Origin of the sequence: Macellibacteroides fermentans (assembly GCF_013409575.1) — a bacterium.
Lineage (GTDB): Bacteria > Bacteroidota > Bacteroidia > Bacteroidales > Tannerellaceae > Macellibacteroides > Macellibacteroides fermentans.
In genome coordinates, this window is sequence record NZ_JACCCY010000003.1 from 223,127 (window position 1) to 241,955 (window position 18,829).

Annotated in this window: 16 protein-coding genes; 3 read left to right on the forward strand and 13 right to left on the reverse strand. The window is 46.1% G+C overall.

Annotated features, from left to right (window positions below; translation table 11 throughout):
* Positions 1-25: 25 nt before the first annotated feature.
* From ftsA to rsmH, 11 genes are read right to left on the reverse strand one after another with little or no spacing between them, the layout of a single operon-like run.
* Positions 26-1,378: a cell division protein FtsA gene (gene ftsA, locus F5613_RS10360; RefSeq protein ID WP_179399701.1), complete on the reverse strand. Its 1,353-nt coding sequence runs from the start codon at positions 1,376-1,378 to the stop codon at positions 26-28.
* Between the two features lie 5 nt (positions 1,379-1,383).
* Positions 1,384-2,112 (reverse strand): cell division protein FtsQ/DivIB, encoded by a 729-nt coding sequence (locus F5613_RS10365; protein ID WP_179399702.1) that lies wholly within the window; start codon positions 2,110-2,112, stop codon positions 1,384-1,386.
* Positions 2,109-3,485: a UDP-N-acetylmuramate--L-alanine ligase gene (murC, locus tag F5613_RS10370; protein WP_179399703.1), complete on the reverse strand. Its 1,377-nt coding sequence runs from the start codon at positions 3,483-3,485 to the stop codon at positions 2,109-2,111. The genes F5613_RS10365 and murC overlap by 4 nt, the downstream gene beginning before the upstream one ends.
* 40 nt (positions 3,486-3,525) lie before the next feature.
* The gene (gene murG, locus F5613_RS10375; RefSeq protein WP_179399704.1) at positions 3,526-4,632 is read right to left on the reverse strand and encodes an undecaprenyldiphospho-muramoylpentapeptide beta-N-acetylglucosaminyltransferase; all 1,107 of its coding nucleotides are present in this window, start codon (positions 4,630-4,632) and stop codon (positions 3,526-3,528) included.
* A 3-nt stretch (positions 4,633-4,635) separates the two neighbouring features.
* A complete protein-coding gene (locus tag F5613_RS10380) occupies positions 4,636-5,904 on the reverse strand; it encodes an FtsW/RodA/SpoVE family cell cycle protein (protein ID WP_179399705.1) in 1,269 nt (422 codons plus the stop codon).
* A gap of 15 nt (positions 5,905-5,919) precedes the next feature.
* A complete protein-coding gene (gene murD / locus F5613_RS10385; RefSeq protein ID WP_179399706.1) occupies positions 5,920-7,257 on the reverse strand; it encodes a UDP-N-acetylmuramoyl-L-alanine--D-glutamate ligase in 1,338 nt (445 codons plus the stop codon).
* 2 nt (positions 7,258-7,259) lie between these two features.
* Positions 7,260-8,519, reverse strand: coding sequence for a phospho-N-acetylmuramoyl-pentapeptide-transferase (mraY, locus tag F5613_RS10390; protein ID WP_179399707.1), 1,260 nt, complete (start codon positions 8,517-8,519; stop codon positions 7,260-7,262).
* Positions 8,520-8,529: 10 nt separating this feature from the next.
* Positions 8,530-9,993, reverse strand: coding sequence for a UDP-N-acetylmuramoyl-L-alanyl-D-glutamate--2,6-diaminopimelate ligase (locus tag F5613_RS10395; RefSeq protein ID WP_179399708.1), 1,464 nt, complete (start codon positions 9,991-9,993; stop codon positions 8,530-8,532).
* Between the two features lie 15 nt (positions 9,994-10,008).
* A complete protein-coding gene (locus F5613_RS10400) occupies positions 10,009-12,168 on the reverse strand; it encodes a penicillin-binding protein (protein WP_179399709.1) in 2,160 nt (719 codons plus the stop codon).
* Positions 12,169-12,170: 2 nt separating this feature from the next.
* Complete coding sequence (locus F5613_RS10405; RefSeq protein WP_068184046.1) at positions 12,171-12,518, reverse strand: FtsL-like putative cell division protein; 348 nt, start codon at positions 12,516-12,518, stop codon at positions 12,171-12,173.
* Positions 12,519-12,535: 17 nt separating this feature from the next.
* Positions 12,536-13,450, reverse strand: coding sequence for a 16S rRNA (cytosine(1402)-N(4))-methyltransferase RsmH (rsmH, locus tag F5613_RS10410; protein WP_179399710.1), 915 nt, complete (start codon positions 13,448-13,450; stop codon positions 12,536-12,538).
* A 473-nt stretch (positions 13,451-13,923) separates the two neighbouring features.
* Between rsmH and F5613_RS10415 the strand changes: the two genes are divergently transcribed.
* Positions 13,924-14,751: a 1-acyl-sn-glycerol-3-phosphate acyltransferase gene (locus F5613_RS10415; protein WP_179399711.1), complete on the forward strand. Its 828-nt coding sequence runs from the start codon at positions 13,924-13,926 to the stop codon at positions 14,749-14,751.
* Between the two features lie 9 nt (positions 14,752-14,760).
* Positions 14,761-15,729 carry a GNAT family N-acetyltransferase gene (locus tag F5613_RS10420; RefSeq protein ID WP_179399712.1) on the forward strand — a complete coding sequence of 323 codons (969 nt, stop codon included), beginning with the start codon at positions 14,761-14,763 and terminating at the stop codon, positions 15,727-15,729.
* A 111-nt stretch (positions 15,730-15,840) separates the two neighbouring features.
* Here the strand turns inward: F5613_RS10420 and F5613_RS10425 are convergent, their stop codons facing one another.
* The gene (locus F5613_RS10425) at positions 15,841-16,431 is read right to left on the reverse strand and encodes a DUF3109 family protein (RefSeq protein WP_179399713.1); all 591 of its coding nucleotides are present in this window, start codon (positions 16,429-16,431) and stop codon (positions 15,841-15,843) included.
* Between the two features lie 69 nt (positions 16,432-16,500).
* Positions 16,501-18,024, reverse strand: coding sequence for a 2,3-bisphosphoglycerate-independent phosphoglycerate mutase (gpmI, locus tag F5613_RS10430; protein ID WP_179399714.1), 1,524 nt, complete (start codon positions 18,022-18,024; stop codon positions 16,501-16,503).
* Positions 18,025-18,129: 105 nt separating this feature from the next.
* Between gpmI and F5613_RS10435 the strand changes: the two genes are divergently transcribed.
* Positions 18,130-18,828 carry a M48 family metallopeptidase gene (locus tag F5613_RS10435; RefSeq protein WP_179399715.1) on the forward strand — a complete coding sequence of 233 codons (699 nt, stop codon included), beginning with the start codon at positions 18,130-18,132 and terminating at the stop codon, positions 18,826-18,828.
* Position 18,829: the final 1 nt, after the last annotated feature.

Sequence of the window (18,829 nt, forward strand, 5' to 3'; positions counted from 1 at the left end):
TGTTCAGTTATTATATTACAATTGCTTATGACTTATCTTCGCTATCATCAAAAAGATTCCGTGTCATGCTGTCAAACTTGGATGAAAGGTTCTTTAAAAGCCCGCCCTGTTTCTTTTCCGGTTTGGGTTTTGACGGCTTAACGGGTTCACTCTTCGGCATGGACGGTACCTCTACCGGCTCAATCAGGAAGGCCTCTGGTTCTGCAGCATAGGCTTTCGGCACAAAGCCGGCACAGTTTTCGGTTCCGTTCAGCAACAAGCCTACGGCCGATGCATACGAAGGATTCCCTGCTTCCAGGTCGCCGCTGGCCACAATCCCTCTGCGGGTAGCCGCGTAACGTACCTCCATTTTAGTGCGCTTGCGTATTACTTCGGGCAGACTTTTTAACGCTGCTCCACCTCCTGTAATAACGATACCTGCTCCTAACGTTCCCTCCATCTCGATGGCATCCAGTCTGGCGTACACATTCTCAAGAATTTCTCCCATACGTGCCTCAACCACGTTGTTGAGATCCGATAGCTTGATTTCACGCATACCCAAGCCGTCGGCCTGACTTACCTGGATGGATTGGTCGTTATCCTGATCCATCATGGCACTTCCGTAGGTTTGTTTTACCCTTTCGGCTTCGCTTTCAGGCAGATGCAGACTGGTTATATCTCTTGTGATCAGATTGCTTCCCAACGGAATAACAGAAAGATGCAGCAGTTTTCCTCCCTTATAAACGGTAAGTGTTGTAACGCCGGCTCCAAAACCGATCAGCGCACATCCCAGATCGCGTTCGTCGTCGTTCAGAACGGCATCGCTAAGGGCAAGGGGTGAGACAATAATTCCGGCAATGGTTATCTGGGCTCTTTCGGCGATACTGTTTATGATATGTCGCTTCAGCGAAGGACGGCCCACAATAAGCTTATATTTTGCTTCGATGCGTGTGCAGGGAATGCCCACCGGATTGGCCTCGGGTTTGTTATCCAGGTAATATACGGGAGACACCGCAGCCAGCACATCCAGCATATCGGGATGGAAGTTGAGGCATTCTGCATGCAGCGAAGAGATGATCTCGTCCGTCACCACTCCTTCCGTACCAAGTACACGGGGTACTGTGTGGTTGATTGAACGGAGTGACTGTCCGCCTACGCCTACGTACACCTTCTCTATCTTTGCCTCGTGAAGCTTGTTTTCAAGTTTCCTTACCAGGCGTTTAATTTTATTGGCTGTTTCTTCCACATTATATACACATCCCCTCCGGATGCAGTTACCGGAGTTTTCAACTTCGTAGGCAATTATGGAAAGAACTCCGTGCTCGTTCTTCTTTCCCACCATCCCGACTATCCGGGAGGTACCTAGATCAATAGCTGCTATAAAGTCTGTGTATGCCATATCATTTATTTTTTTGTACAAACAATCTGATTCTTATATTTTAAACTGATTACACTGTATTTCTCCCATCCTACGATAGGGATGGCCTGATCGTAAAACAGCTTCAGGTTCTGAAACTTGGTTTCAAAATCGTCCAGTGTACCTAATACGATCCGGTGACTTCCCACCCGGGGTATAAGTTCTGTTTCGCCGTCGGGATGAACAAATATCTGGTCAATCTGATCATTCCAGAACTCATCCTTTTGCAAAAATAATGCAAATTTATATAAATCGGTAATAGCCAGCTCTTTTTCTATGTAACCGGTTGCAATTGGTACGTGGGCCACGTAGCGGGGACTAACTGGCATGGTGCTGCCTTCGTTATCCACATAATAGTTACCCCGCACACTCATAATGCGCAGAATGGGTACTTTCTGCGTTACCTCCAGCTTGACTGTTCCGGAAGGGGTGTTATAGGCTTCCACCCGGGCTATCATCTGGTTCTTGAGCAGTTCGGCCTCAATCTTGTTGGTGTTAACCTTTCTTGCCCGTTTGTCGATGGGGTTCAGATCGGCTTGCCTGAGTATGGCTATGATATCTGATTCGCTCACAAAGTGTTTGTCGAGGCTGTCTTCCACCACAATCTCCAGGTCGTGACAACGAGGGTTGTGTCTCTTTTCCCTGAAATAGAAAGAGACAAACACGATGTAGGCAAACAACAACGTGGCAACTACTATGGATAATGCGCGGATCACCGTTTTTCCAATATTTGTTTTACAGGTTCAACCAACCGGTCTATATCGCCGGCTCCAACCATCAGTACAACATCATACGCTCCTGCCTCGATGATACCGGGCAGTTCTGCTTTCGTGCAAAGCCTCTTTGCAGGGATAGTCACCCGGTCGAAGATGATGGACGAGGTTACTCCCGGAATGGGTTCTTCGCGTGCAGGGTAGATATCCAGCAGGATCAGTTCGTCCAGCAGCGAAAGACTGGCGGCAAACTCGGGTGCAAAATCGCGTGTACGGGTAAACAGGTGCGGCTGGAAGATACCGGTAACCTTTCTGCCGGCATAGAGTTCCTTCACCGACTGAATACTCGCCTTTAACTCTTCGGGGTGATGGGCATAATCGTCTATCAGCACACAACGGTCCGTTTTCATGCGGAAATCGAATCGGCGCTTTGGTCCCTGAAAGGTCTGCATGGCATCCTTTAATTCTTCTTCGGTAGCGCCGTTCAACCAGGCGATGGCCATGGCGGCTACGCCATTCTCTATATTTACTTTAACGGGAACTCCCAGTTCCACATCTTTGATTACTCCGTCCGGCGAAACAAAGTCGAACACAATGGTACCGTTTCCGATACGGATGTTTTCTGCATGGAAATCGCCATCCTCGGAAGCCGAATAGGTATAACATGAAACGCCTGTATTCAGTCTGGGAGTTACGGCAATGCCTTTGCGCATAAGCAGGCATCCGTCCGGACGAATCAGGGAGGTGAATTTCTCGAAGCTCTCGCGGTATGCCTCAGCCGTTCCGTAGATATCAAGATGGTCGGGGTCGGCCGACGTGATTACGGCCATATAGGGAGTGAGCCAGTGAAACGAACGGTCGTACTCGTCGGCTTCAATTACCGTAAGGTCGCTGGTTTCCGACAATAACAGGTTGCTGTCGTAGTTTTTCAGGATACCGCCCAGAAAAGCGTTGCAGCCCACATGCGATTGTTTAAGCAGATGCGCAATCATGGATGAGGTGGTTGTTTTACCATGGGTACCGGCCACACAGAGTCCGCGGGTACAACCGGTAATCTCGCCCAATACGCGGGCACGCTTCATTACTTCGAAGCCTGCCGACTGAAAATAACTTAGCTCCGTATGGGTGGAGGGTACAGCCGGGGTGTAGACTACCAGAGTTTCGAGGGGGTTGCGGCAGACTTCGGGAATCAGGTCCACGTTGTCGTCGTAATGAATCAAAGCTCCCTCCTCATTAAGTTGTTTTGTTAAATCGGACGGGGTTTTATCGTAACCTGCCACCAGCTTGCCTTTAGAAAGGAAATAGCGGATCAAGGCGCTCATTCCGATACCTCCGGCTCCTACAAAATATACCGATTTAATTTTATCTATATTCATCTTCGTTCTATCTTCTTGCAAGGTTCTGCACGAACCTTTCTTATTTATCAATAATATTTACAATCTCATCCACAATCCGTTCGGCACTCCGGTGCTGGGCCAGCAATTCGATATTCTTTCCGAGCATAGCCAGCTGCTTTTCATCGCGCACCACCTCAAGGGCCGTTGGGATGAGCCTCTCCCGCGCCTCGGCATCGGGTATCATGATGGCCGCATTCTTAACTACCAAAGCCAGGGCATTCTTAGTCTGATGATCTTCTGCCACGTTGGGCGAAGGTACCAGAATGACCGGTTTCCTTAAAAGGCATAGTTCTGAAATTGAACCTGCACCGGCTCTGGAGATAACCAGATCGGCCGCCGCATAGGCATAATCCATCCGTGTAATGAAGTCGGAACACCAGACCGGAATTCCATGATAGGCCTTCAGGTGTTTCAACGATTCTTCGTGGTAATTCTTACCTGTCTGCCAGATTACCTGCACATCTTCCAGGGTGTAAAGGGCATCCAGACCGGCAATGATACTTTGGTTGATGGTTCTTGCGCCCAGACTGCCTCCCACAACCAAGATGGTTTTGCGGTTCGGATCCAATCCGAAGAAACGGACGGCCTCCTCTTTTTTGGTGAGAGCCTCTTCCAGATCAGACCGTACCGGGTTACCGGTAACAATCAGTTTCTCGTAGGGAAAGAACTTCTCCATTCCTTCGTAGGCAACACAGATCTTGCGGGCACTGCGGGCCAGCAGCTTGTTGGTTACCCCGGCATACGAGTTCTGTTCCTGGATAAGCGTGGGGATTCCCTGCCGGCCTGCCATCCACAACGTGGGACCGCTGGCATATCCTCCTACTCCGATAGCGATATCGGGCTTAAATTCGCGGATGGTTTTACTTGCCAGGCGCAGACTTTTCAACAACTTCCCGATCACCTTGATGTTGTTCAGCTTATTGGACCGGTCGAATCCGCTTACCGGAAGTCCTACTATCGGATAACCCGCCGCCGGAACTTTTTCCATTTCCATACGGTCTTCCGCGCCTACAAACAAAATTTCGCACGACGGAAACCGTTTCCGCAGTGTGTTGGCAATGGATATAGCCGGGAATATATGTCCTCCCGTTCCACCGCCACTTATCATAATCCGATACGTTCTCATATCTTATTCTACGATTGTTTCAAGTTCTTTTATTGTTTTCACCGCCGTGTTATCCTCTTCGGTTTCCGGCTCCTCCGAAACTTCCGCCTCTTCGGGTCCCTCCTCCGTAGTATCCTCTTCTCCCATACCGGCTCCAAAACGGCTCACGCTGAGAATGATGCCGAAATAGATACAGGTGATAACCGTGGAGGTTCCCCCACGACTGATAAGAGGCAACGGCTGACCGGTTACAGGTATTAGGTTTACTGCCACCGCCATGTTGGCAAGTGCCTGTGTAACCACCAGCAACCCGCAGCCCAGCACCAGAAATTTAGGAAACAGCTTATCGCACCGCCGGGCAATCATACCTGCCCTGATAAGCAGCATGATGTAGAGTAACAATACGAACACCCCTCCTACAACTCCCAGCTCTTCTATAATGATGGCATAGATAAAATCTGAATAGGCCTGGGGTAAGAAATCGCGTTGCTGACCGTGACCGGGCAGTTGGCCGATAATTCCTCCGCGGGCAATGGCTATTTTGGCATGGGATACCTGGTAATTGTCGTCGTTGATTACATAGGTTTCACCCTCTTTAAAATCACTCTTGTGGTTGAAGTCGGCAATACGTGCTTTCCAGGTCTGGGCACGGTTAGGCAGGTACTTCATTGCACTGTCGGGCATAAAGATGAGGGCGGCTCCTAAAAAGGAAAAGACCAGAATAAGAACGGCCATTAGCTTAAACAGCAGTCTGAGTGGGATCTGTCCTACAAACATCAACAGAAAACACACCCCAAAGAGCATAAATGCCGTGGAGAAGTTTTCGGGAAGAATCAACACACAGATAATTCCGACACCTAACAAAAGCCATTTGAATAGCTGCACATCCGTAAACTTGTTACGTTTGCTCAGCAAGAAGGCAACATAAACCACCGACGATAGTTTTCCGAATTCCGACGGCTGGAACTGCACTCCGAAAAGCTCCAACCAACGATGGGCGTCGTTGGCACTCACGCCGATAAACGGAGTGATAAGCAGCATCAGTACAGACAGCGGAAGTAAAGCGATGAATGCCGAGAAAAATTTGTAAGGGATGTTATGCAGTAGTATAACCACAACAAATCCGCCCAGCAAAAAAGTGGCATGGCGCACTATGGGAGCCCAGTGATTTGCGTTTTTATACGCAATTGTACTGGTTGCGCTAAAAACTTCGACCACCGAGACCAGGCACAGGAACATGAAAATGATCCATATCACCCTGTCGCCCTTAAATAGTTTACTTGCCAGATCCATAAATAATCCGCTGTTTTATAAGTTTAGCACACAAGCTTTGAACTGGTTGCCTCTGTCTTCATAATTTTTGAAAAGGTCGAAACTAGCACAACAGGGCGACAACAATACCGTATCTCCCTTACTGGCCAGTTTATATGCTTTGGAGATGGCCTCTTCCATCGACTGCGCATCTTCAATAACCGGCACCTTCCCATCAAAGAACGCATGCAACTTGGTATTGTCTACACCCAGAAAGATCAGGGAGTGCACCTTGTTTATCACCAGTTCTTCAATTTCGGTGTAGTCGTTTCCTTTATCCGTTCCTCCCAGGATAAGCACAACGGGTGTATTCATACTCTGCAGGGCGTACCAGCAGGAGTTTACGTTTGTAGCTTTGGAATCATTGATATAATCGACACCACGAACACGGGCCACCTTTTCCAATCTGTGCTCCACGCCGGCAAAGTCGCTCAGCGAAGCACGTATCTCATCGTCTTTGATGTCCGTCACCTTTGCAGCAATACCCGAAGCCAGCGAATTATATAGATTGTGCGTACCCGTTAATGCTAACTGATCCTGATCCATTGTAAATATTCCGTTATCTGTTTCAATTACTATTTGTTTGTTCTCTGTGAATGCTTTTACGCCCTCCTTTTTTGTTTCAGAAAAAGGATACAACGCAGCTTTGGGATTATGCTTTGCTATCTCACGGGCAATCACGGGATCGTCGTTCCAATAGATAAAGACATCTTCCTCCGTTTGATTCTGAATGATGCGGAATTTAGAGTCCACATAATTCTGAAATTCATAATTATAGCGGTCCAGATGGTCTGGAGTTATATTCATTAATATGGCAACATCGGCCTTAAAGTCGTACATGTTGTCCAGCTGGAAACTGCTTAGTTCAAGCACATAGTATGCGTGCGGCTGCTCTGCAACCTGTAACGCCAGACTGTTTCCCACGTTTCCGGCAAGTCCCACATCGAGTCCGGCCTGCTTAAGGATATGGTATGTAAGCATCGTGGTAGTGGTTTTGCCGTTACTACCGGTAATACATATCATTTTGGAGTTGGTATACCTTCCTGCAAATTCTATTTCAGAAATAATGGAGGTACCCTTTTCCTTCAGTTTCTTAATGATGGCTGCTTTGTCGGGAATACCGGGACTCTTTACTATTTCGTCTGCTGCAAGAACAATCGATTCCGTGTGCTGCCCCTCTTCCCAGGCGATGCCACGTGCATCCATCATCTCTTTGTAAACGGGTTTAATGACCGATAAATCCGAAACAAACACATCATACCCTTTGGCTTTAGCCAGCACAGCAGCACCTGTTCCACTTTCGCCGGCTCCCAAAATTACCATCTTTTTACCCATCTTTATCTCATCTTTAAAGTGACAATTGTAATAACAGCCAGAATAATGCCGATAAGCCAGAACCTTACTACGATTTTAGATTCGGGTACCACATTGAACGGCTTTTGCAACAGGGCTTCGATGCCTGCATTTCCGGGTTTCTGGAAATGGTGATGCAACGGAGTCATCTTAAAAATGCGTTTTCCAACGCCATATTTCTTTTTCGTGTATTTAAAGTAAGCTACCTGCATCATCACCGATATGCTTTCTGCGAAAAAGATACCACAAAGTATCGGGATAAGCAACTCTTTACGTATAATAATGGCGAATACTGCAATAATACCACCGAGGGTAAGACTGCCGGTATCTCCCATAAATACCTGGGCGGGATAGGAATTATACCAAAGGAAGCCAACGGTGGCTCCGATGAATGCGGCGGCAAACACCACCAGCTCTTCTGCTCCCGGAATAAACATGATGTTGAGGAATGAGGCAAATTCAAAGTGGGAAGACATATAGGCCAACACGCCCAACGCCACCCCGATGATAGCCGAACTTCCGGCCGCCAGTCCGTCCAGACCGTCGGTAAGGTTTGCTCCGTTGGATACGGCGGTAACCACAAAGATGGTCATCAGCACAAATACCAGCCATGCGGCTTCCACTTTATATTCGCCTGCCCAATCCACCAGTTTTGCATAGTCGAAGTTGTTGTTCTTCAGGAACGGAATGGTGGTTTTGGTCGACTTGGTCTCCACCTGATGGTAATTAACCTCTTCGATGACGTTGTTGCGGCGCACCTCCATATTCTCCTTGATTACCACATCCGGACTAAGATACAGGGTTACCCCCACAATAAGTCCGAGGCCTACCTGACCCACAATCTTAAAACGGCCATGCAGCCCCTCTTTGTTTTTACGGAACACCTTGATGTAATCGTCGAGGAAGCCGATGGATCCCAGCCAAAGTGTGGTGACAATCATCAGCAACAGGTAAATATTGTTTAATTTGGCGCAAAGAATCGTTGGCACCAGAATGGCTATGATTATGATGATCCCTCCCATGGTGGGGGTTCCTTTCTTACTCATCTGACCTTCCAACCCCAGGTTGCGGACTGTCTCACCAATCTGGAGCATCTGCAACCGGTTGATAATACGGCGACCGATGGCTGTAGAAATAAACAGCGATAATATTAATGCCAGTCCCGATCGGAACGAAACATATTTGAACATGCCGGCACCCGGGAAATCAAGCTGATCCAAAAAATTAAAAAGATAGTATAACATGCGCTTGCCTTTATTGTTTTTGTTGTGTTCCGAATATCTCTCTCACTATTTCGCGGTCGTCGAAATGATGTTTCACCCCCTTCACATCCTGATAATCTTCGTGCCCTTTACCGGCAATAAGAATCACATCGCCCTTTTTTGCGAGTAAGGCGGCGGTTTTAATGGCCTGACTACGATCCGTAATGCAAAGGGTACGTTGCTTCTCTTCGTTGTTCAACCCGGCTACCATATCATTTATGATATCTTCGGGTTCTTCGAATCGGGGGTTATCTGAGGTAAGGATCACCTGGTCGCTCAGCTTCACAGCCTCTTTGGCCATCAGGGGACGCTTGCCTTTATCTCTGTTTCCTCCGGCACCTACCACGGTAAGGATACGGCCTCTGCTATCAAGGACTTCATGTATACCGTTGAGCACATTGTTAAGGGCATCGGGCGTATGGGCATAATCCACAATGGCCGTATATCCCAGAGGAGACTGGATGGTTTCGAAACGTCCCGACACCGAATGTAACGTACTTAGGGCAAGCAGCACCTCTTCGGGTTCTTTTCCCAAAGCAACTGCCGCTCCGTAAACCGCCAGTAAGTTGTAAGCATTGAAACGGCCTACAAAATGCACCATCACCTCCTTGTCGTTGATGGTAAGCAGGGTACCTTCGAAATGGGATTCGAGGATTCGGCCTTTTACATCTGCCAGCGTGCGCAACGAATAGGTGAGTTTCGTGGCAGCCGTGTTCTGAAGCATGACCAGTCCCGATTTATCATCGGCATTGGTAAGGGCGAATGCCGATGCAGGCAGGTTATCAAAGAACTGCTTTTTTGCCTTCAGGTAGTTTTCTACCGTAAGGTGGTAATCGAGGTGATCGCGGGTAAGGTTCGTGAATATGCCGCCATCGAAGGAGATTCCGCTGATGCGCTTCTGATCTACTGCATGGGAGCTGACCTCCATAAACAGATACTCGCATCCGGCATCAACCATACGCGCCATCAGTTCGTGCAAAGTAAGTGCATCGGGGGTGGTATGGGTGGCGGGAACGGCTTCGCCGTCTATATAATTGCACACGGTGGAAAGCAGACCTGCCTTGTGGCCCATCTTCCGGAACATGTCGTATAGTAACGTAGCAATGGTAGTTTTTCCGTTGGTACCGGTAACCCCTACAACCACAAGGTTATCTGAAGGGAACTCGTACCAGGCCGACGCCAGCTTACCCAAAGCTTCGGCTGTATCGGGAACCACAATATAAGTAACGGTTTCGGATAAAGCAGCCGGTAATACTTCGCACACAATTGCCCTGGCTCCGTTGGCAATCGCCACCGGGATGTAATCGTGTCCGTCGGAGGCAGTCCCCTTAACGGCTACAAACAGACTGCCATCCGTAACTTTACGTGAATCGGCAGCTATACTCTGTATATGTAAATCATCGGTACCTGTAAGATTCTGAACTTGCAGCACCTTCATCAAGCTTTTCAGTTCCATAAGCTTTTTTATCATTTAATTCAAAACAATAGCAATCGTTTGTCCCTTTATTGCCCGGCTTCCCGGAGGAATGGACTGGGAGGTGACTTTCCCCATTCCGGAGATGGAGACTCTCAATCCCTGGTTTTCGAGCAAGAAGACAGCGTCTTTGGCCCCCATTCCTACTACGTGAGGGACAACGCCCTTCTTTTCCGATACATTTTTCAGACTTATGCCGGTCTCCTTTATACCGGTCATCACCCAGGGACTTTCCACACTATCGGTACCCAGACGGATTCCGAATTGTTTCATTACATTTTCCAACGCCTGCAGATCGCCTCCTTTTACCTGAGGGATTTTAACTGCCGCAGAATCTGCGGGCATCTTATCCAGGTTGTAGGAAACCGTTCCGGCAAATATCTTTTCGGCGATGGATTTAAAAACACCTCCCGCCATGGTTCCTCCCGAAGGATATCCGATACGGGGCCTGCGTATCACCACAATACAGGAATATACAGGCTTGTCGGCAGGAAAATAACCACAGAAGGAGACCTGGTGACTGACTCCCGCGGCTTTGTAACCGGCCGATCCCTGCGATAGCTGAGCTGTTCCGGTCTTACCCGCAATGCTCACTATGTCCGAGCGTACCGCCTGTCCGGTTCCCTCTTCCACAACTCCTACCAGCATGCTTTTAATCTGCGTCAGGGTTTTCTCCGAACAGATAGCCGGGTTTAACACCTCGGTAGAAAAACTTTTCACCACTTCGCCATCGCGAAGAATCTCCTTGGTAAACATAGGGCGCACCTGTTTCCCCCCATTGGCGATGGCATTGAAAAAGGTGAGCGTATAGATGGGCGGTATCTGCGTTTCGTATCCGAACGACATCCAGGGCAGGGTGGTCTTTGACCAGTACCGTGTCGAGTCGGAGGGTTTACGTATCTTGGCCCTTCCCGCTCCGGGTATTTCGAGATTCAACGGGGTATTGATTCCGATACGGTACAACCCTTCCACAAATTTGGACGGGTTCTTTTCGTATCCTCTCAAAATCAGCTTGGCAACCCCGATATTGGACGAGTTCCAGATGGCCTTTTCGGCCGTTATCATATGATATCCGCCTTTATTGGCGTTATGGTCGGTCATCCGTGCCCCTTTATACATGAATATTCCATTCCCGGTGTCTACCGAATCGGTTGGCGTACAAACACCATCCTCCAGGGCAACCATCATGGATGCCACCTTAAAGGTGGATCCGGGTTCCGATTCGTCTGCCACCGCATGGTTTTTAGTCTCGCCGTAAATACCTTCACGAATACGGCCCATATTGGTGATCGCCTTGATTTCGCCGGTAGCTACCTCCATAACCACAGCCGTTCCCGACTCAGCATCAATTTCCTTTAGCATATCCACCAGCGACTTTTCGGTTATGTCCTGAATATCGATATCAATGGTGGTACGGATATCCATCCCGTTCACCGGTTCGATCTCGATCACGTTGGTCCACCCTCCCCCTACACGGCGTACGGAACTTAGTCCGGCCTGCCCCCGTAACAGGGAATCGTATTGAAGTTCCAGTCCGTTCTTTCCTTTGGTGGTACCGCCCTCTTCAATTTCGCCGTAAATATCGCCGATGGTTCGTGAAGCCAGCGAACCGAAGGGTTTCTGGCGCTGCACCATCTCTTTGGTATAAAAGCCGCTTTTGTACTTGCTTAAACGCAGGAACGGGTAGGTCTTTATCTCTTTCAGGTCGGTATAAGATACTCGTCCTTCATAGACCGGATACTGTCGGCTTTTACTTCTTAGTCCGCGTAACAAGTGTGCCTTATATCCTGCGGCTGTTCTGTTTTTTAGTTTTTTGGACAGGTAATACGATAGCGAATCCACATAATGCTTCAGTGTATCGGCTTGAAGTCCGTCGGCCTTAAAATCAATATACATGTAGTAACGGGGTACGCTGGTAGCCATCAATTTTCCGTCGGCAGAATAGATATTTCCTCTTCCAGGCAATACCAGCCGGTTGGGACGTTTCTGACTTTCGGCTACTTTTTCCCATTTTTCCTTCTCGACGAAGGCCGTATCGAACATACGCACAAGTATCCCTGTCACCACAAGCCCCAAGAGTAGTACGACAATAAAATAATAGGCCAGAATCCTATTATTTTTCGGCTCAATATCTTTAGGTTGATTCTCTTCGGCCATGGTTATTTATACAATTCATAGGGAGGAGTCTTCGCCCCTTCCAGTTCAACACCTTGTTCTTCAATAAGTAACTCTATTTGCGACTGACGGCTATTGCCGGTAAGTTCGGAAGAGATGGAAAGTGCTTCAAAGCGCACATCCCTGAGCTGCTGCTGCAACCGGTCTATTTCTCTCAGTTTTTGCATGCAGGTATATCTGTTTCCGATAAAGAAGAACATCAGAATTACGATCAGGACAATCATTCTTGTATGTTTGACGATAAAATCCTCTTTCAGGATTCCGCCTCCCAACACATACAAAAGCGAAAGCTTTTTTTCCTTTTTCCTTGTTTTCTTTTGCTTCTCGTCCATAGAAATCCGGTTTTACTTTACAGTTTTTCTGCTATCCGAAGCTTAGCACTGCGTGAACGCGGGTTTACCTCCACCTCTTCGGACGATGGAGTTATAACCTTGTTATTTATCAGGCGAAATGGAGACTGGATATTTCCAAAGAAATCCTGGCTGATCGTTCCTTCAAAGTTACCCGACTTAAAAAAATTCTTCACCAAACGGTCTTCGAGCGAATGGTAAGTCATCACCACCAGACGTCCCCCCGGTTTAAGAAGGCGCATGGCCTGCTGCAACATCTCCCGTAAAGCGCGCATCTCGTCGTTTACCTCAATCCGCAATGCCTGAAAAACCTGAGCAAGCATTTTTTTTTCTTTATCTTTTCCGATATAGGGTGTTATCAGGGCCAGAAATTCATCGGTCGTTTCAAGAGGTTTGGTTTCACGGGCTTTTACAATCACAGAGGCCAGTTTCCGCGAGTTCTTCAATTCACCATAAAGGTAAAAGAGGGTCGAAAGAGCCTCTTCCGTATAGGTATTTAAAATATCGGCGGCTGTTTTGCCGGCACGGGTATTCATCCGCATGTCCAGCATTCCCTGAAAACGGAAAGAGAAGCCCCGGTCTTTATCATCAAAATGATGGGAAGAAACTCCCAGATCGGCCAACAGTCCGTCTATTTCGGTCTCGCCATGGAAACGCATGAAGTTGGACAGGTAACGGAAATTACTGCGCACAAAAACAAAACGGTCGTCTTCCGGAATGTTATTTTCGGCATCCGCATCCTGATCAAAGCCATAAAGAGTTCCCTTTTTACCAAGTCTGCTGAGAATCTCTCTGGAATGTCCGCCTCCACCAAATGTTACATCCACATAGACCCCATCGGGCTTAATAGCCAGACCTTCCATGCACTCGTTAAGCATCACCGGAATATGATAGCAAACCTCCTTATTACTCATTTACATTTCTTTCTTTAAATCTTAATCTTAACCCTTAAAAGCAAATTACGCTTCTCTCAATCAGAAGGTAAAATTAAACATTTCCATAAGTATGCCACAATATTTAAACGAGAATTTCCCAAAAAGTTTTCAACAGTCACATAATACACTGAATATATGCACATTAAAGCATATGATCTAATCTATTAATCTCAATTTTTCACCAATAATATACTATATAAAAAAGGAAATGAAGTGTATTCTTTATTTTAGCCTTATTCCTGCCAAAAACGACTGACCCGAATTTGTCCTCATTTAATTAATACAGGTGTCCGTTTATTATTTCATCCATAAAATCCATAATCTAAAAATTAATTTAGATCAAAAACAGGGCATAAGATAACTGGATACATAATGAAACTAAAAATAAAGAGAAGCGGTTTTCTGTTTTTTAAGAAATAGCTATATCTTTGCCTCTGACAACGTAATGCATAATGGCAGAAAAACACATCGCGCAGATAAACATAAAACAAATTCTACGGCAAAAAGCGCCGAAGATTTCGGGAAAGATTCCCGGTTTTATTATAAATTATCTGATACGGACAGTCCATCAGGATGAACTAAATGATATCTTAAGACGGTACCACGATAAGCAGGGTGCCGATTTTATGAAAGAGCTGATTTCGTATTTCGACCTTACTCTGGAGTTGGTAAATCAAAACGATTTTTCGAAAGAAGGTCGTTATATTTTTGCATCCAACCATCCATTGGGAGGATTGGACGGAATATGCCTTTCGGCAGTCATAGGCAATAAATTTGACGGGAAAATAAGATACCTGGTAAACGATCTTCTTCTTTACCTCGAGAATTTAAAATCTATTTTTGTTCCTATAAACAAGCACGGTGGGCAGGCTAAACATGCAGCCCGTCTGATAGAGGATGCTTACGCGTCGGAAAATCAGATTATTACTTTTCCTGCGGGAATGTGCTCCCGCAAAATAAATGGGAAAATTCAGGATCTTGAGTGGAAAAAGTCTTTTATCCAAAAAGCGGTTGAGTACAAAAGAGACGTTGTTCCTGTTTACTTTGAAGGGCGAAACTCAAATTTTTTTTACCGGTTTGCCAATATTCGCAAGGCTTTGGGTATTAAGATGAACTACGAGATGATATATCTGCCTGATGAGATGTTTTCGAGCAAACACAAGACGTTTCGGATTTACTTCGGTAAACCGATTCCCTGGCAAACATTCGACACAAGCAAGAAACCTGCCGAATGGGCCGATTATGTAAAAGAAATTGTTTATAAACTTGCCGCAAAATAAGATATGATTATGCAAGAAATTTGTCAGCCTGTAGACAAGGCTATTATTAAAGCTGAATTAACGAAAGAAAAGAAGTTACGAAGCACTAATAAATCGAATAACGAGATCTATATAATTACGCATCACGACTCTCCTAATGTTATGCAGGAAATTGGCCGGCTACGGGAAATTGCCTTCAGATATTATGGTGGAGGCACGGGTCTGCCTGTGGATATCGACGAGTACGACACCATGGAAGATGCTTATCGCCAGCTCATTGTATGGGATCCGGTGGAAGAACAGATTTTAGGAGGCTATCGTTTCTTATGCGGATCGGATGTTAAATTCGATGAAAACGGAAAGCCCATGCTGGCGACCTCCCATTTGTTTAATTTCTCCGACAAGTTTGTAAAAGACTACCTTCCCTATACAGTGGAACTGGGCAGGTCTTTCGTAACCCTCGAATATCAATCCACCCGTTCGGGCTGTTCCAAAGGGCTATTTGTTTTAGACAATCTATGGGATGGTTTAGGTGCACTTTCGGTTGTAGATCCTACGCTAAAATATTACTTCGGCAAGGTAACAATGTACAATACCTATAACCCCGAAGCCCGTAATATGATTCTTTATTTTCTAAACCTTCATTTTAACGATCACGAAGATCTGGTGACTCCGGTGCATCCGCTGGAAACCGGGACGGACATAGATAAAATGAAGTCTTTATTTAAATACGATTGTTTTAAGGAAAACTACAAGGTACTAAACCAGGAGGTTCGAAAATTCGGAATTAATGTACCGCCGCTGGTTAATGCCTACATGAGTCTTTCGCCGAAAATGCGCGTGTTCGGCACAGCGATTAATCATGAGTTCGGAAATGTAGAAGAGACCGGCATCCTGATTGACATCAACGAAATTCTGGTTGAGAAAAAGAAAAGGCACATCGAAACCTTTCTCAAGGAAGAGTGCCAGGGTGCTGAATTAATTCGCAAAACTGAATAATAAGAAATGATAGATGAGAGATACATTGCATCTGTCACAAGGTATCTCTCATCGTCAAACTCCGCTCTGGCAAAGGGATCTGGCATCTAAAATGACAGATGACAGATGTTTTCAGTATTTTTCGCTACCAGACTGTTTATCCAATTCTACAGCACACGTATCCAAAGCCTGGTACCAGCTTTCGCCGAATTTACGGATTAAAGGCTCTTTCAGAAATTTAAATATACGTAATTCTTCTTTCCTTCCCAACAGAATGGCCGGTTTGCAAACACTCCACCGGTGGTAGTTTACAGCTTTAAAATCTCTGTATTGTGTAACTCTGATGGGATAAAGGTGGCATGAAACAGGCTTGTAAAAATCAATCTTTCCTTCACGATATGCTTTTTCGACGGCACATTTGCATGTCCCGGTCTGATCGTAATAGGTAAAAACACAATCTTTGCCGTTCACAATCGAAGTAACTATGTCGCCCTCTGTATCTACGTAGGCAACACCCTGACGGTCGATCACCTCACGTGCTTTGGGTGAAAGATCATCCCAAACATGGGGCAATGCCGCTTCAAGCTTGGCTATCTCCTCTTTCTCGAGCGGAGCTCCCGAATCTCCCTCCACACAACAGGCTCCTTTACAACGGGCAAGGTCGCAAAGGAAATAATCCTGCACAATATCCAGACTTACAATCGTATCGTCTATCTCAATCATATTCTATGGTAAAAAAACGGGAGAAAACCCTTTAGAAGGCCTTCTCCCGTAAAGGTAAAATTAGTTTTATTAATCAATCAGCGCCTTACCGGTCATTTCTGCCGGCTGAGGAAGGCCCATGATTTTAAGGATAGAAGGAGCCACATCGGCAAGAATACCGTCCGACACCTTTGCATTCTTATTTTCGCTTATGTAAACGAAAGGAACCGGATTCAGCGAGTGAGCTGTATTAACAGATCCGTCTTCGTTCAACGCATTATCCGCATTACCGTGATCGGCAATGATAATCACTTCGTATCCGTTAGCCTTTGCTGCTTCTACTGTTTCAGCCAGGCAGGCATCCACCGTCTTCACCGCTTTTTGGATTGCTTCGTAAATACCTGTATGTCCAACCATATCGCCGTTTGCAAAGTTAACAACGATAAAGTCGTGCTGCTGTTTGTTCAACGCATCTACCAATGCATCCTTAATTTCGAAAGCACTCATCTCAGGCTTAAGGTCGTAGGTTGCCACTTTGGGAGAAGGAACCAGGATACGGTCTTCACCTTCAAACGGAGCTTCGCGTCCACCGTTAAAGAAGAAGGTTACGTGTGCATACTTTTCTGTTTCTGCCATGTGAAGCTGTGTCTTGCCATTTTCAGCCAGATATTCACCCAGGGTATTGCTTACATTGTCCTTATCGTATAAGATGTGAAGTCCCTTGAAGGTCGCATCGTAAGGTGTCATTGTAAAGTACTGAAGATTTGGAATGGTCTTCATTCCGGCTTCCGGCATATCCTGCTGTGTAAGTACAATGGTAAGTTCCTTAGCACGGTCGTTACGATAGTTGAAGAAGATAACCACGTCTCCCTCTTCAATAACTCCTACCGGCTTGCCGTTTTCTACGTGTACGATGGGATTTACAAATTCGTCGGTCACACCCGCTTTATAAGATTCGCCCATTGCAGTAACCATACATTCGGCCTGCTTGCCTGTACCGTTCACCAACAAGTCGTAAGCAATCTTAACACGTTCCCAGCGTTTGTCACGGTCCATAGCATAATAACGACCTACAATCGATGCGATTTTACCACCGGTTGTTGCCAGGTGAGCTTCCAGCTGTTCGATAAAGCCTTTTCCGCTTTTGGGGTCGGTATCACGTCCATCCATGAAACAATGAACAAAAGACTTGCTGATTCCGTATTCCTTGGCTATGTCTGTTAATTTAAACAGATGCTCCAGTGAACTGTGTACACCGCCATCGGATACCAATCCCAGGAAGTGAATATTCTTATTGTTATCTTTTGCGTAGCTGTATGCCTTGATGATTTCAGGATTTTGTTGAATCTTATTTTCGCGGCAAGCGATATTGATCTTAACCAAATCCTGGTAAACAACCCGTCCGGCTCCGATATTGAGGTGACCAACTTCCGAATTTCCCATCTGTCCGTCGGGCAAACCAACGTTTTCGCCGGATGCCAGCAATTGAGAAACAGGATAATTCTTAAGAAGAGAATCCCAATAAGGAGTAGGTGTATTGTAAATAACATCGGATTTTGAATGGTTGCCAATTCCCCAACCGTCGCAAATGACTAAAAGTGCTTTCTTGCTCATCTTTGTTTATTTATATTATATTTATATTTGTTTCTTTCTGATCTGCAAAGATAACTATTTCCAAGCTAATATTGTTTGCTCTAATCTATTACTTTTGCAATCATTATGGAAAGGAAGATTGATGATAAGCAATTAGGCAGAATTACAATTCGTGAAAGTGCACGTGCCACCCGATACACCCTGAAAATATCCAGGGGAGAAATTGTGGGGGTAATTCCTATAGGAGGATCTGAAAAACGCATGCTTCACTTTATCGAAGAAAACCGCGCCAAGCTACTTGCGTCACTGAAAAGACACCCGGCCAGGGAAATACTATCCGACAAATTAGAACTGCAAACCTTTTCATTTTCTTTGCATATATTCCGGACCGATCGATCCGGTTACTATATGTCGTTGCAGGGAGGAGTATTACACATTGCTTGTCCGGAGAAGACTAATTTTGAAGATGAACGGGTACAAAAGGTCCTGCTGCAACTCTTTAAGAAAGCATTGAGACATGAAGCATGCAGGTTGTTGCCCGACCGGTTAAAACAACTTGCCAATCTGCATGGGTTTAATTTCAGCGATATCAAGATTACAGGAAGCCGGACCTCCTGGGGTAGTTGTACGGGTAGAAAAAGCATTAATCTCTCCTATAACCTGATGCTTTTACCTGCACATCTGATCGACTATGTGTTGCTTCATGAGCTTTGCCACACCAAAGAGATGAACCACAGTGCGCGTTTCTGGAAAATACTGGATGAAGTAACCGGCAACAAAGCCTTAGCTTTACGTAAAGAGCTGAAAAATCATCACCCCTGGTGAT

Bases quoted from the DNA above. Each gene is read 5' to 3' on its own strand.
- F5613_RS10395 (WP_179399708.1), bottom strand. From the start codon at position 9,993: ATGGAACTGAAAAGCTTGATGAAGGTGCTGCAAGTTCAGAATCTTACA.
- ftsA (WP_179399701.1), bottom strand. From the start codon at position 1,378: ATGGCATACACAGACTTTATAGCAGCTATTGATCTAGGTACCTCCCGG.
- rsmH (WP_179399710.1), bottom strand. From the start codon at position 13,450: ATGAGTAATAAGGAGGTTTGCTATCATATTCCGGTGATGCTTAACGAG.
- F5613_RS10380 (WP_179399705.1), bottom strand. From the start codon at position 5,904: ATGGATCTGGCAAGTAAACTATTTAAGGGCGACAGGGTGATATGGATC.
- murG (WP_179399704.1), bottom strand. From the start codon at position 4,632: ATGAGAACGTATCGGATTATGATAAGTGGCGGTGGAACGGGAGGACAT.
- F5613_RS10415 (WP_179399711.1), top strand. From the start codon at position 13,924: ATGGCAGAAAAACACATCGCGCAGATAAACATAAAACAAATTCTACGG.
- F5613_RS10405 (WP_068184046.1), bottom strand. From the start codon at position 12,518: ATGGACGAGAAGCAAAAGAAAACAAGGAAAAAGGAAAAAAAGCTTTCG.
- gpmI (WP_179399714.1), bottom strand. From the start codon at position 18,024: ATGAGCAAGAAAGCACTTTTAGTCATTTGCGACGGTTGGGGAATTGGC.
- F5613_RS10425 (WP_179399713.1), bottom strand. From the start codon at position 16,431: ATGATTGAGATAGACGATACGATTGTAAGTCTGGATATTGTGCAGGAT.
- murC (WP_179399703.1), bottom strand. From the start codon at position 3,485: ATGAATATAGATAAAATTAAATCGGTATATTTTGTAGGAGCCGGAGGT.
- F5613_RS10435 (WP_179399715.1), top strand. From the start codon at position 18,130: ATGGAAAGGAAGATTGATGATAAGCAATTAGGCAGAATTACAATTCGT.
- murD (WP_179399706.1), bottom strand. From the start codon at position 7,257: ATGGGTAAAAAGATGGTAATTTTGGGAGCCGGCGAAAGTGGAACAGGT.
- F5613_RS10420 (WP_179399712.1), top strand. From the start codon at position 14,761: ATGCAAGAAATTTGTCAGCCTGTAGACAAGGCTATTATTAAAGCTGAA.
- F5613_RS10400 (WP_179399709.1), bottom strand. From the start codon at position 12,168: ATGGCCGAAGAGAATCAACCTAAAGATATTGAGCCGAAAAATAATAGG.
- mraY (WP_179399707.1), bottom strand. From the start codon at position 8,519: ATGTTATACTATCTTTTTAATTTTTTGGATCAGCTTGATTTCCCGGGT.